Raw genomic sequence first — 13874 nt, 5'->3', positions numbered from 1 at the left:
AATGATATTACAGAGTCATTCCCAGCCTTCATCACAATGATAACCATGGTGCTCTGCTACTCTATCGCTGATGGTATCTGTCTAGGTATTTTGTCATTTGTGTTTATGAAAGTATGTACAGCGAAATGGAAAGATCTTAACTTGACCCTCTGTATATTGGCTGTTCTCTTTGTCTTGAACTTTATCATCAGTTAAAGATATTCATAACATTGCTTCGCCCTGTAAGTATCGGTTTCTACGGTCTACTTACAGGGCGAACTTTATACAAACAATTAGCCTTGAATCATCCTCACACTAGATTTATGCCCAACACAACAACTATAATCCCGTTTTTCAGAACTAATTAGTAAAAAAGGATGAAGAAAGTTTGCAGAGTTCAAATTAAATCATTACTTTTGCAACCGCTTACAATAAGTAAGGGCGTTTAGCTCAGTTGGTTTAGAGCATCTGCCTTACAAGCAGAGGGTCGGCGGTTCGAATCCGTCAACGCCCACTACCAAAGGGTAGTTTCCAGAGTGGCCAAATGGGGCAGACTGTAAATCTGCTGCTTCTAGCTTCGGTGGTTCGAATCCATCACTACCCACAAAAGACTTGCAGTCCAATCGATTGCAAGTCTTTTGTTTTATATACCATGTAATGTATAACTAACGTTCATCCTAGTTATCATTTAACGTATAACTAACTTTCATTATCCTAATTAAAAGAATCCTTCTTCTTCGTTATGAATATTTTTTGTAACTTTGTAAGTACAGAACATCATAAAACATATACTTTATAATATGAAGATAAAAGAAACACCAGTTCTATTGCTTACCGGTTACCTAGGAAGTGGTAAAACGACATTGGTAAACAGAATCCTTACCAATGAGAAGGGTATTAAATTTGCAGTTATTGTTAATGATATAGGTGAGGTGAATATCGATGCGAACCTTATCGAAGCTGGCGGCGTAGTAGATCAAAACGATGATTCTCTCGTAGCTCTTCAGAATGGTTGTATCTGCTGTACACTGAAAATGGATCTGGTAAAGCAGTTAAACGATATTGTATCACAAAATAAATTTGATTACATTGTCATTGAAGCTAGCGGTATTTGTGAACCAGCTCCTATCGCGCAAACCATTTGTGCATATCCACAAATGTATCCCGACTTAGCAAAGAACGGAAAGGCTGTACTCGATTCTATCGTTACCGTAGTTGATGCGCGCCGTATGTGTGATGAGTTTTCAGCAGGTAATGACTTGTTAAAAAAAGACCTCAAAGAAGATGACATTGAAAACCTACTGATTCAACAAATTGAATTCTGTAGCATTATCTTACTTAATAAGGTGGATGATGTTAATGCAGAAGAGTTAGGATTGGTAAAAAGCATTATTCGTTCGCTCCAACCCAAGGCAGAGATTATTGAATGTAACTATGGAGATGTCGATCTTAATAAGATTATTAATACAAAAGCATTCAACTTTGATGAAGTAGCAACATCAGCCGCTTGGATTGCTGAGATTGAGGGACATCATGACGAGCATGAGGAAGAAGAAGAGCATCATGGGCATCACCATCATCACCACCATCATGGACTAGAAAACGAAGAGAGTGGTGAGGCATTAGAATATAACATTCAGACTTTCGTGTACTATGCGCGTAAACCATTTGATATTAACTTCTTCGATGATTTCGTAGCACGTAAGTGGCCAGCACAAATCATCCGTTGTAAAGGACTATGCTATTTCAAGAATGAAAAAGATATATGTTACGTATTCGAACAGGCAGGAAAACAGGTTAGCTTACGTAATGCTGGACAATGGTATGCTACAATGCCCGCATTTGAATTAAGGAGTTTCCTTGAAAAGAACCCTAAAATAAACAAAGACTGGGAAGAGCCTTACGGAGATCGTATGCAGAAACTTGTATTTATTGGTCAGGATTTAGACAAAGACGCAATTACAAAAGCACTTGATCAATGCCTAACTGATTTCTAAAACAAGCATACAAATACTTAAAACAAGAGGATATGTCAATCGAAGCATATCCTCTTTTTGTATGCTTTCTCATATCGTAATTATTAGATAATCCTTTACAACATTAAATTTAATTCTAGCGTTAGCAATGGAAAGAAATTACGAAAAATAAGAAGTAAAAGGTGGTTTTGAATAAAACGATAGTGCGTTTTGAGAGAAACGATAGTACTTTTATGCTAAAACGATAGTACTTTTAAATGAAAAGATAGTAGGTTTTTATCCAAAAGATGGTGATTTCTGGAGAAAAAGATAGGTTTTAATCGACCATCTGCTATTATGTTTTTAGGAATTTACTGATTATCAAAGTATTACAATAAGTATGAGAACTATCCTATAACTTGCGTATTTGGACAAGAACCTAAGCTAGGATGAAAATAACGCAAATACAAGTATCAAAATTAGCAATATTCTATTACAAAAGTGAGATGATAATTCTGATGATTCGATAGATAAAAACAAATACCCTCGCCTATCCGTTAGATAATTTCTTAAGGACGGGCGAGGGTATTTTGCGCTAGGAAATTTATGTATTAGTATAACTGAACTTCATCTCCGATACAGAGTCCACGCTCAGCAATCGCTTTGTTTTTCTTAACAAGACTCTTCAAACGTATACCATACTTCTGTGCAATATCATACATGCTCTCAGACTTTCGCACATAATAAGGGCGATTCTTAAAATTCTTTGGTGCCTTTTTACGCTTCTTCTTTAACCAAATATACTCACCAGGAATGAGTTTATCCTTCTTATTACGCTCATTATATCTAGCTAGCTTATGCGCGCTGATGTCTAACTCCTTACTTAACGACTTAAAGGTATCTCCCTGTCTTACAATGATATAGTAGTTTTCATTATATTTATGTATCGGGTGTGATCCCGCTATAGGAGTGTAAGCAGGAAGTCCATTATCGGGAGTAAGAATTGGTGGTTCTTCTCCGCTGTGCTTCACCATGAATCGATCGTAATGCTTTGCCTTATCGAACTCATATAGCTTATAAAGTTCAATAATGTTAATGAGCATTTGCGCATAAGAAGGGTTCGTCGCATAGCCGGCACGCTTCAATCCGTATGCCCAACCACGATAATCTGTACGATCTAAATCGAACAAACTACGATAACGAGGGCGCTCGCGAAGGAATTTGCAATGGTCTTCATAACTATCCAAAGCACTGGGATATGCTCGGAAACATTCCCCTTTTAAGTCATCGTCATGATAAACTGTTCGCCCCGTCCAACCGTGACACTTAATTCCAAAGTGGTTATTGCCTTGAATGACAAGATCGCTACGCCCAGCACTGCTCTCTAATAGCCCTTGCGCAAGGGTGATACTTGCAGGTACGCCATATTTCAACATCCCCTCAATCGCTACATCTTTGTATTGATTAATATAAGTTTGATAGGCTTGATTCCACTTAATCGGAGCACCTATCATCGTGGATAAAGAGCAGAATAGGGTGATTAAAAGAAAGCTATATCGTTTCATAAAAAGTTCTTTTGGATTATTTGTGTGCAAAAATACACGATTTTTAATACATTCCAAAACGAATTCTCTTAAATTCTCTCAAACATTACAAAACTAATCAGTAACTTTGCTCTCATGAAGGTAATTATTACATTAGGTTCTAATTATAATCAGGAAGAGAATATTCGTAAAGCGAAAGAACGATTAAAGGAATTGTTCCCCAATATATGCTTTTCTGAACAGAAATGGACGGAGCCTATCGGTATTGTTTCTGATAGGTTCTTAAATTGTATTGCTACTTTTGAGACATCCTATCCGCAAGCTATCATAGAACGATATTTCAAACAAATTGAAACGGAACTCGGGGATTCGCATGAGAATCATAAGAATGGACTTGTGCGCATTGATATTGATCTCATTAAATATGGCAATAAAACAATAAGGGATATAATATGGTTATGAATTTCTTGAACAAGATGATAATAACCTTCGCTATGCTTTGTTTGTCGTTCCAACCTTTATTGGCGCAAAAAAGTAAGGATTCTGAAGATTTAGGTAAGGCTTTAGATTATTTCACTTCACAAAAATATCATGAAGCATTGCTCATTTTTCAGAGATTAGATAAGGCATATCAACTTAATCCTAGGTTTAAAGCTTATATTGGATTATGCTATTATAATGAATGGGATTATGAAATGGCTGCTAAATACCTAGATAATGCTATTCCACAACTAGATGCTTTTGCTCCGCATGAGCGTTCGGTGTATTACTATACGGCAGGTGAAAGCCATTTTAATATGAAACAATACGAAAAGGCTATTCCCTATTATGAGAAAGCCGCTACACTTTGTTACAAAAGGGAGAAGCCTGACGCTTATTATCGTATAGCAATGTGTCACATGTTTCTGGAACAATGGAAGCAAGCCTATGATAATTATATGAAAGCCGAAATAGATTATAACCCTTATAAAGCGGAAGAAATCGTCAAAACGAGATTAGAACAAACGAAAAGAATGGCAAAAGCTTGTTGGAAGAATTATATACAAAACTTGCCTAAGGACTCTGTGATTAGTAAAAACGACTAATCAAAATCCCATCATTTTATCTACATTTACCACAAACATACCGATGATAATGAAAAACATGATACTTGTTAAGAATCAAGTACTTACAAAGTAAAAGTAAACCATACATCCTACAAAGTAACATCGAATAAAAAACACAAAAAGAGCTACTAGTTTTTTTGTGATTTCTTCTTCTATTAATTTTTTTTTCGTACTTTTGCTGCATACAAGATTTAAACGTATCAGTAAAGAGAAAGTACGCTATTCTAGGTAACCTACAAACTAACTTGCAAATTAAAAGGATTCTCAAAGATTACAAACTCTATTAATCCACAGGTTATTAAAGGATAAAACTTAGATAGGCGAATTAGATATCACCATAATCTAATATATGGAAAAACACAACAAGGGCTGGCACCGAAGACATTAGGATCTACGACGTCAGCCCTTAATATGGGTTATAAAAGAAGCTGTTATTCCATTGCCTCTTTTATCTTTTCCACAATATATTTCACATCATCATCTGTTACTAATGGTCCACTTGGTAAACACATACCTACTTTAAAAAGACTTTCGCTCACACCATTTACGTATGCTGGACAATCCTTATAACATGGCTGCTTGTGCATTGGCTTCCAAAGAGGACGGCTCTCAATATTGGCTTTATCAAGGAAGACACGCATAGCCTCAACATTAGCATTTGGTTCACAATCAGTATGTGCATTATCTACTGAATGAATAACACCAGCTGCACCACCAACTGCTCCCTGTACTGTTGTCTTATATGCATTCTCCTGACCTTTCACCTTAACAGAAGGGTCAAGAACCATTGTGTTCAGCCAGAAGTTAGAATCGAACTCCGATGAAGGGTTTGCATGGAAGGTAATACCATCTATCTTACTGAAAGCCTCTTCATACAAATGAGCAATATGACGGTGATGAGCAATATGCTCATCCAAGACTGTCATCTGACCACGACCGATACCAGCACAAACATTACTCATACGATAGTTGAAACCTATCTTCTCATGCTGATAGTATGGATAACCCTCACGAGCCTGTGTTGCATAGAACATTACATTATTACGAGCCTCTTCATTAGGACAAACAAGTGCACCACCACCTGATGTAGTAATCATCTTGTTTCCATTAAATGAGAGAACACCATACTCGCCAAAGGTACCACATACCTGTCCTTCGTATCTTGAACCTAAACCCTCTGCAGCATCCTCTACAACAGGGATATCATATTTATCTGCTACTGCAAGAATTTCTTTTATCTTTGCAGGCATACCATAAAGATAAACAACGATGATTGCTTTTGGTTTCTTACAGGTCTTAGCAATTCTATCCTTAATAGCTTCCTCCAAAAGTGTAGGGTCAAGATTCCATGTTTCCTTCTCTGAGTCAACAAACACAGGAGTTGCACCAAGGTAAGTTACTGGATGTGAACTAGCACAGAAGGTAAAACTCTGACAGATGACCTCATCGCCTGCCTTAACTCCCAATGCAACTAAAGCGAGGTGTACAGCAGAGGTACCAGAACAGAGTGCTACAATACGCTTATCCTCCAATCCTGGTAAAGACTCCTTCCAAAGATTATCAGGATTATCCTCATGCGCCATAATAGTCTGTGGATAGTCCTCTTTTTCAAGGAAGTTTCTTCTTTCACCTGAAGGACTTACAGAAACTGAGAAACGTCTCAAGTCATCTTCAAAACCATTGACATTTGGTCCCAATGGCACCACCCAATTGGTGTCAAACGCCTCTTGGATGTATCTCATCTCGTTACCACTCATGTGAGCGAGACAAAGTAAAACACGATTTCTTTCCATTTTACTAATTATATTTTTTCACCTGCATAGTCCATCTTTTTACCGAGAACTGTACAGACAATCATTTGAATATCTTTTATAAAGGAATAGTTCTTTAAATAATAGAGGTTTAACTTAACTTTATCAGGGAAAATAACCTCATCATTATATTGAGCAGGATTCTCAACAGAAGCTAAGAGTTCTTCCTCATTTCTATATTTCAAGCTGGCTGGACCTGTTATTCCAGGCTTTAACTTCAAAATATCTCTTTCTTCTCCTTGCAACTGATCTGCATAACCAGGAACGTCTGGACGTGGACCGACAAAACTCATATCACCTTTGAGAACATTCCAGAGTTCTGGTAGCTCATCTAACTTATAACGTCTAAGTTTCTCGCCAAGTGGTGTGATGCGGCACTGTTCAGTTGAAGCAATAGAAGTTGCTTCTGAATCCCTACTTGCTACAGAAGCCTCTGCCTTGACTGTCATCGATCTGAACTTATATACAGTAAACAGTTTGCCATACTGCCCCACTCGCTTCTGACAAAACAAAATAGGACCAGGCATCTTCACCTTGATTAGAATTGCTACTACCAATAATACTGGACTAAGGAATAGCAAACCAAACAAAGATGCAAGTTTATCAAATAACCATTTTAAAAACATAACTTATAAATGAGTTAAAAACTACGAATAAAGCTAATGACACGAATTTCAGAATATGAAAACAGATTCATTAAAAACTACGAATGACGCTAATGACACGAATGATATAAATAGAAGACACTCTAATAGCAAAAATGAAACCAATAATATATACTACGAATAATACGGATAGAACTAATCTTTTGTATCATATATAACGTTCGTACATTAAAGAACTCTCTCCAAAATTAATAAGTATACCCAATGGGCATTTTGTTATCTTCAAATAGTTAATAATCTGTGAGCGATCAATATCTGTAAGTCCCTTCTCAGCTTTAATTTCTACTATTATATTCTTGAAGCAAATAAAGTCACATTTGAACTTATGCTGTAACTCTACTCCCTTATAAAAGATAGTGAATGTCTGCTCCCGTTGAAAAGGAATTCCTCGTAATTTAAGTTCTATCTCAAGAGCATCACCATAAACTATCTCACGCATTCCACTACCCAACTCATTATGAACAGCCATTGCAGCTCCAATTATTTGGTACGCCTCATTTTTACACACCAATTCCTTCTCAACATTCATAATATGAAAAAGCTTAGCTATATTCGTGAAATTAAAGAGCTCCGTTATCCTAAATGCACATTCGGGGAATTAGAGAAATTAGCAGTCCATAAAGAACATTCGAAAAATTAGAGAAATTAGCAGTTTATTTTGTCTTTGGTTTATACTCTACATAGTAATCTCCATTAGGTAATGTCTCAACAATATGAATATCATTAGCAGTCTGAGCAGATTTCATAGAAGCAATATTATCCGGTGCAATTGTACCAAACACCCGTAGACCTAACAATGAAGATATCTCTGTCGCACATAGATTCATCATTTTATTGATTCCACGACGTTGCCAACGATAATCAGTCATATACCCACGAAAGGATTTCCCCCAAAAGAAACTACGCTGGAAAAAATATCCAACACATACTTTTTGTTGAGCATTTCCTTCTGCAACAACAATATAAGCAAGAAAACTTTTATCCTTTGCTAACTTGTTTAATGACAGTTCATCGAAACCATGAGGCTTAAAGAAATCAAAAGCTGACGCAGGCTGTTCTGCAAACATTTTTGCCAACAAAGAAAGATTATCCTTACAAAGAACCTCTATCTTATAGAAAAGCGCATAACCATCCTCTTCTGTTGTCTTCGTGAAATGAGTAAGAATATTCTGAACTTGCCCCATTTTACCATCATACCTTAATCCAAAAAGGAAAGAATTTATGATGCCGATGACATCCCAAATCCAAGGTAATTTGTCACGTAAGATATGTGCTATTTTATAAAGCATCGTAAAACTCTTTTAAAGCCTTCCAAATATCCTTCTGTTCATACCTTTCACGTATCATTGGACGAGCATTATGTCCCATACGTTTAGCCTCTTCAGGATGCTCAATAAACCATTTCATAGTATTAAACAAAGCCTGCTGCATAACCTCAGACCCTTCTTTAAGAGGAGCTGCAATAATTTTACCATTCAGTCCATCTTTAATGATTTCATTGCAACCATTGATATTCGTTACAATACAAGGCAACCCCATAGCACCAGCTTGCATTGGCACATTAGGAAATCCTTCACGATAACTTGGGAAAACAAGTGCATCAGCTTGAGCTAAGAAAGGACGAACATCACTTTGCCAGCCAACAAACTTAACCTTCTCAGAAGTTGTCAAGAACTCTTTATCAGAAGCAGAAACGGCATCCTCCTCCTCAAATGTTCCAACCAATATTAACCGACAATTCAGTTGTCGCATACACTCCGTAAGTTCGTGCATTCCCTTATCTTTAACCATTCTTCCAATAAAGACAAAGGTAAATGTATCTGATTTATCATTGGTATTATCAACAGGGGTAAAGAACTCGGTATCAATACCGTTAATATTTCCATTCCAAATCACACGCAACGGCTTCTTAGTAATGCAATCCTCTTGCAAAGCATGTAATACCCCTTGTCCTTCTGGAATAACATTTGTAGCAAAAAGACATGACAAGCGCTCCATAGTCTTAAGAATCTTCCTTAAAACTCCATGAGCACCCTGATAACGCAAACCTGTGACGGTATAAACTCTATGCGGGACGCATGCAAACCATGCTGCTATCATTGCCAAAAGACTTCCCTTTGGAGTATTAGCATGCACACACCACGGCTTCTCCTTACGGAACAGACGATACAAGAACCATAAACCCTTGATATCTTTCACTAAACTTATAGGACGTTCTAAGGGAGCATCTACCACACGAATTCCCTCTCGTTCACTAACTTCCTTAAGAACACCTGTATCTTTTGCAACGCCAATAACTTCAAAGTATTGGTTCAAAAACTTCAGCTGCCCTTTTAGCAAACTATTTAAAGATATGTCCGCAGTTGTAACGCGAATTAATTTCTTCTTCATAATTTAGAACTCAACACGTTCAAAACTCACATTTCCAATTCTTGCAGCATACTCAGGGAAAGCACTCTTCCACATTCCTTCATGCCATAAGCTATAAACTTTTTGTGCACCACTGATTAAGTAATAGTCTGTAAACATCTTTATATTCTCAGAATCATATGTTTCACCAGCAGTATCAATGTGCTTTACAGTTCCAGGCACAATATACACATCAAGCTTTGCTTTTTTTATCTCCTCAATGAAAACCATCGAATCAGAAGCAATAAGAATCCTTGTGTTAGGGTGCTGTTCAGATATCTTCTTTACTGAATTGATAGCAGCCTCAACCAATGCACTCTTTTGATTTTCAGAACCTAACTCAGGATTGATATCAGTTTCCGTCTTGTCACCCAAGAGGTTCATAAAACGTGTATGAATTGCTATATAGTTCGATCCTATCTCTGACTGATATTGGTCCAAATAACGTTGGAGATAATTTGTTGGGCGAAAAAGTTCTCTATACAACTCACCCCACTGGTAACTCGTTCCAAAATGAGCATTCACCTTATCTAAGGAGTTATAGCCATAATAGAAATGTGTTTCAGACGAACGCTTCTTATATAAACGAGAAGGATCTACTATCTCGCCATAGGCTATAACGTTATTATATGAAAGAAGGCCAAAATTCATTTGGCTCTCATCAATTAACCAATTATACTCATTTGGTTCAAGATACTTACTTAATACAAACGGATAGGTCCAGTTCAATTTAAATGGCTTTCCCAAAGCTTTAGATATGGCATAAATAGTAATCAGACCTTTTAGTCTATCAAACATTCCACCATGAGGAATTCTACCATCAACCATAAATACAAACGGATAACTATTGCCCGTTGTATACAAAGAGAATCCTTTCTCCTTCATTATCCTAAACTTCATCAGAGGTTCACGATAACAGTAATCTATAAGCTTAGCTAAATTATTCCTTCCTATCATAAATTAATATTCATCACATTACACGTATAATAACTATAGTAAATTCAGGAAACCAAGAACATATTCAAACAACTACTCTATAAATCAATAATTTTCTCATCCAGTTTTGTAAGATTTAGCCTCAATAGATAAGAACTTATACATTCTATTTCTGTCCTCCATAAAAAAGAATATTTATTATTTTAATTGGTTGTGTTAAACGAACAACATAATAGCAAACAAGACATAAGGCACTACCAATCAATGGAATAAAAATAAAATCTGTAAAATCTGGAGAAATAACTACCTCATTTAACTTTATATATATAGTTATTAACCGCTCTATTATAAAAGTTTGTACAACATATATTCCCAAGGTATATCTACCAATTGTACTAAAATATGATAGAACTTTCCCTACTCTCTGCCACTTTCCAAATAACTTATATATTAATTCACAAATACCTATTACAATTATAGAGCCAGAAAGTCCAACAAAAACTTGTACCACAAATTTGAAAGGACTATACATAAGTAAATTTATATCAACTTTTTCAGGAGGATTTGTCCAATTCAGACAAAGAGCAACAATAAAAAAGGCAAGTGAAATACTGAATAAAGGGACTTTATAAGTTTGAAGATTATAAAGATGTTTATGGATTAAATAGCCAACACAAAAATAAAAATAGAGAAAATTAATCATCAAAGTTCCACCATAAGGAATAATTAAAAGTATTACCCATGAAAGCGGAAGCGTTATCTCTACAGGCATTTTAACGTATTTGACAAATCTTGCTATAAGATAGCATATAAACAGATTCTTAAGAAACCAAACACATCCAATAATTTCTATACGAATACCCCCCCCGAATAGACAAACAGTCATAATAGTACACGATATAACAGGAAGTAACAATTGCCTACTCTTCTTTTCAAAAAGGGATTTAACTGGTATTTCTAAGCTACGAGTGGAAAAATAACCACACACCAACATAAACAAAGGCATGTGAAAAGAATAGATGATTGGTCGAACTATGCTATCTAAGTTTGGTGTCATTACATAACAATGCCCCACACATACAAGAAGTATTGCTACGAACTTTACAAAATCTAAATATGCTATTCTATCTTTACCCATTAGAAATTACATCATTATAAACATTATTATACCCATTTACCGTTTTTGAAATATCGAACTCTAAGGCTCTATTGTAACAGCATTCAGCTATTTCATTATAATAAGCTTCGTCACTTGCTAAACGATTAATTTCTTCAGCCAATGCCTTTGCATCCTCATGGGGGAAAAGTAAACCATATCCTTTAGTAACCTCTTTCAACCCATTAACATCAGAGGCTATAAATGGCTTATATGCACTCATTCCCTCTACATTACTAAGACTCAATCCTTCCCAATGAGAAGACATCACGATAACATCTGCTGCTCTCAGAACATTTGGAATATCAGTACGTAAGCCTAAAAATCTAACTCGATCACTAACATCTAAAGACAAAGCTAATTGTTTTACTTCTTCCATCCGTTCACCTATACCAGCAAACCAAACTTCATATTTTTCTTTATCTAATAAGGTTAAAGCCCTAATAATAGTATCTTGGTTCTTTTGTTTACGAAATCCAGCCACCATCAAGATAGACTTACGACTTTCTTTTAAATCTAATAACTCTTTACATGGTTCAGCTTCTGATATTGTATTGACATCAATACCATTATTTATTGTGGTAATAGACTTATACTTATTTGATGATTTGACAAGCCAATCCCCTCCCATATATTCTCTTAGTTTTTCTTCTGCAATCTTACTAATACATATTACATGGTCATACCTACCATACATCCAACTTTCTATCGGGCGGTACCACATCCAATTTCGCTTCCGATTAGAAGTATTATGTTCTGTAGAAACAAGATTCGTGTGACTAAACAAACTGGCAATTGCAACAAATAGCTGTGGTGATGAATTATGCGTATGAACAATGTCATATTTCCTCATTATTTTTATTAGCTTCAATATATAGAGCGGATTATAAACCCCATGTCCTAACGCATATATCTTTGTCTGTGGATTCTCTTTCTTCAATCTATGGGTCAATGGTGTTTCTTTTCCATTAAAGATACATAAATCCACAGTATTCCCCAAAGCCTGCAACCTTGGTATCAAATTAACTACCAACGTTTCTGCTCCACCCATATCCAAAGATGTAATGACTTGTAATATCCTCATTATCCTATTTCTTTTATTCTATAATGCCAGATAATCTTCAAAAGTATTCCACAAATACCACAGAAAGTTTAAAACGTGTTTGCTATCACTTTTAACATTTCATCATAGGGAGTTGAACTTCAATAGATTATGCTTTATTCTCAAGTGACAAGAATGACAGCAAAACCGAAAAAAATACGCAATAGCAATGATATCTCTGCTCCAGAAAAGCCATATTATCATATAGCATTTTCAGTGTTAGTATGCTTGGAGCCAAATATATGACTAACATCCCAGTTTAAAACATATATACAGGGATGTTATGAATTATAGAATCCTCATAACTGTCTTTTATTTACACGTATATCATTCAAATGCATCAACCATCCTAAAGGCGCAATAGCATTCCATAGTCCAAATAACTTCGGATAACTACCACTTCCATTATAACACAAACGAAATCTCCAATAGTTAATAGCAGCCTTAAATTTATCCTTAAATGGAATATCGAGTTGATTTAATTCTGCATAACATATCATAGAGGCAATAGGGCTATTCATCCTGATTCGTACAATCTTAGATGTTAATCCGTCATCAAGATAATCTCGATAATAAATAACTTCATTAAAATAGTGAAGCTTATATTTTGTAGCAATCCTATTCCATACTAAAGCTTCCGGGCAAAACTTCTCGTTTTCAATCTCAGGGAAAGGGAACTCCCGTAAAACATCTGTTTTAAAAACTTCACAAACATCCCCCACAAAGCCATATTTATAGCGCATCTCTATTGAACTAAGGTTCATCGAAGAACTAATCTTCCTTTCCCCTATAATTGTTCCGTCATGATGAGCCATTAAGCCACATACACCGCCTATAGAAGAGTTATCTTTAATGTCTACATAATGCTGATTTATATTTAATAAGGAATCCTTGGGAAGAGTATCGTCACTATCGAGTATCAAAAAAAGCTCTCCTTTGGCAACGCTTACTCCCTTATTAATAGCTTTATGCTTTCCACTATTTGGCTGTTTTATATAATGAATAAGTATCTCATCTTCCAGAATAAAATCATTTATGACAGTTTCTGTATTATCACTAGAGCCATCATCAACTATAAGCCATTCAAAATCTCTATATTCTTGTTTTTTTAGAGAGCTATAAACTTTAGGTAAGAAATCTACCCTATTAAATGTTGGAGTAAAAACTGTAATCAAAGGATTATTCATAAACAATGACCAAATAACTAAGAA

Annotated in this window: 13 protein-coding genes, 2 tRNA genes and 1 pseudogene; 6 read left to right on the top strand and 10 right to left on the bottom strand. The window is 35.7% G+C overall.

Annotated elements, in window-relative coordinates; translation table 11 throughout:
- The 4 genes and pseudogenes from HMPREF9969_RS11885 to HMPREF9969_RS11870 all read left to right on the top strand — a co-directional run.
- Positions 1–195 (top strand): annotated as a pseudogene (locus tag HMPREF9969_RS11885) (NCS2 family permease); the annotation flags it as partial.
- A gap of 223 nt (positions 196–418) precedes the next feature.
- Positions 419–493, top strand: a tRNA-Val gene (locus HMPREF9969_RS11880).
- An 8-nt stretch (positions 494–501) separates the two neighbouring features.
- A tRNA-Tyr gene (locus HMPREF9969_RS11875) sits at positions 502–583 on the top strand.
- A gap of 196 nt (positions 584–779) precedes the next feature.
- Positions 780–1976, top strand: coding sequence for a CobW family GTP-binding protein (locus HMPREF9969_RS11870; protein ID WP_009436034.1), 1197 nt, complete (start codon positions 780–782; stop codon positions 1974–1976).
- Between the two features lie 569 nt (positions 1977–2545).
- Here the strand turns inward: HMPREF9969_RS11870 and HMPREF9969_RS11865 are convergent.
- On the bottom strand, positions 2546–3499 hold the full coding sequence (locus HMPREF9969_RS11865) for a glucosaminidase domain-containing protein (RefSeq protein ID WP_009436075.1): 954 nt from the start codon (positions 3497–3499) through the stop codon (positions 2546–2548).
- Between the two features lie 114 nt (positions 3500–3613).
- On the opposite strand from HMPREF9969_RS11865, the gene HMPREF9969_RS11860 reads away from it, so the two are divergent.
- Positions 3614–3940, top strand: coding sequence for a 2-amino-4-hydroxy-6-hydroxymethyldihydropteridine diphosphokinase (locus HMPREF9969_RS11860; RefSeq protein WP_009436039.1), 327 nt, complete (start codon positions 3614–3616; stop codon positions 3938–3940).
- Positions 3931–4563 carry a tetratricopeptide repeat protein gene (locus HMPREF9969_RS11855; protein ID WP_009436043.1) on the top strand — a complete coding sequence of 211 codons (633 nt, stop codon included), beginning with the start codon at positions 3931–3933 and terminating at the stop codon, positions 4561–4563. The genes HMPREF9969_RS11860 and HMPREF9969_RS11855 overlap by 10 nt, the downstream gene beginning before the upstream one ends.
- Before the next feature lie 452 nt (positions 4564–5015).
- Here HMPREF9969_RS11855 and HMPREF9969_RS11850 read toward each other — a convergent pair whose 3' ends face one another.
- From HMPREF9969_RS11850 to HMPREF9969_RS11810, 9 genes are all read right to left on the bottom strand, one after another.
- Positions 5016–6377: an aminotransferase class I/II-fold pyridoxal phosphate-dependent enzyme gene (locus tag HMPREF9969_RS11850; protein ID WP_009436035.1), complete on the bottom strand. Its 1362-nt coding sequence runs from the start codon at positions 6375–6377 to the stop codon at positions 5016–5018.
- Between the two features lie 8 nt (positions 6378–6385).
- A complete protein-coding gene (locus HMPREF9969_RS11845) occupies positions 6386–7021 on the bottom strand; it encodes a sugar transferase (protein WP_009436025.1) in 636 nt (211 codons plus the stop codon).
- 187 nt (positions 7022–7208) lie between these two features.
- Positions 7209–7589 carry a GxxExxY protein gene (locus tag HMPREF9969_RS11840; RefSeq protein WP_009436062.1) on the bottom strand — a complete coding sequence of 127 codons (381 nt, stop codon included), beginning with the start codon at positions 7587–7589 and terminating at the stop codon, positions 7209–7211.
- A 124-nt stretch (positions 7590–7713) separates the two neighbouring features.
- The gene (locus HMPREF9969_RS11835; RefSeq protein ID WP_009436012.1) at positions 7714–8349 is read right to left on the bottom strand and encodes a hypothetical protein; all 636 of its coding nucleotides are present in this window, start codon (positions 8347–8349) and stop codon (positions 7714–7716) included.
- Entirely contained in the window at positions 8339–9451 is a 1113-nt protein-coding gene (locus tag HMPREF9969_RS11830; protein ID WP_009436031.1) for a glycosyltransferase family 4 protein, read from the bottom strand. Before HMPREF9969_RS11830 ends, HMPREF9969_RS11835 begins: the two co-directional genes overlap by 11 nt.
- Positions 9452–9454: 3 nt before the next feature.
- Positions 9455–10369, bottom strand: coding sequence for a hypothetical protein (locus HMPREF9969_RS11825; protein ID WP_009436038.1), 915 nt, complete (start codon positions 10367–10369; stop codon positions 9455–9457).
- 202 nt (positions 10370–10571) lie between these two features.
- Positions 10572–11543 carry an acyltransferase family protein gene (locus HMPREF9969_RS11820; protein WP_009436068.1) on the bottom strand — a complete coding sequence of 324 codons (972 nt, stop codon included), beginning with the start codon at positions 11541–11543 and terminating at the stop codon, positions 10572–10574.
- Positions 11536–12645 (bottom strand): glycosyltransferase family 4 protein, encoded by a 1110-nt coding sequence (locus tag HMPREF9969_RS11815; RefSeq protein WP_009436010.1) that lies wholly within the window; start codon positions 12643–12645, stop codon positions 11536–11538. The genes HMPREF9969_RS11820 and HMPREF9969_RS11815 overlap by 8 nt, the downstream gene beginning before the upstream one ends.
- A gap of 317 nt (positions 12646–12962) precedes the next feature.
- Positions 12963–13850, bottom strand: a complete 888-nt coding sequence (locus tag HMPREF9969_RS11810) for a glycosyltransferase family 2 protein (RefSeq protein ID WP_009436051.1) — start codon at positions 13848–13850, stop codon at positions 12963–12965.
- Positions 13851–13874: the final 24 nt, after the last annotated feature.

Origin of the sequence: Prevotella sp. oral taxon 306 str. F0472 (assembly GCF_000257925.1) — a bacterium.
Taxonomy (GTDB): domain Bacteria; phylum Bacteroidota; class Bacteroidia; order Bacteroidales; family Bacteroidaceae; genus Prevotella; species Prevotella vespertina.
The sequence above is the reverse complement of the archived record's forward strand: the minus strand, read 5'-3'. Positions and strand labels throughout refer to the sequence as shown.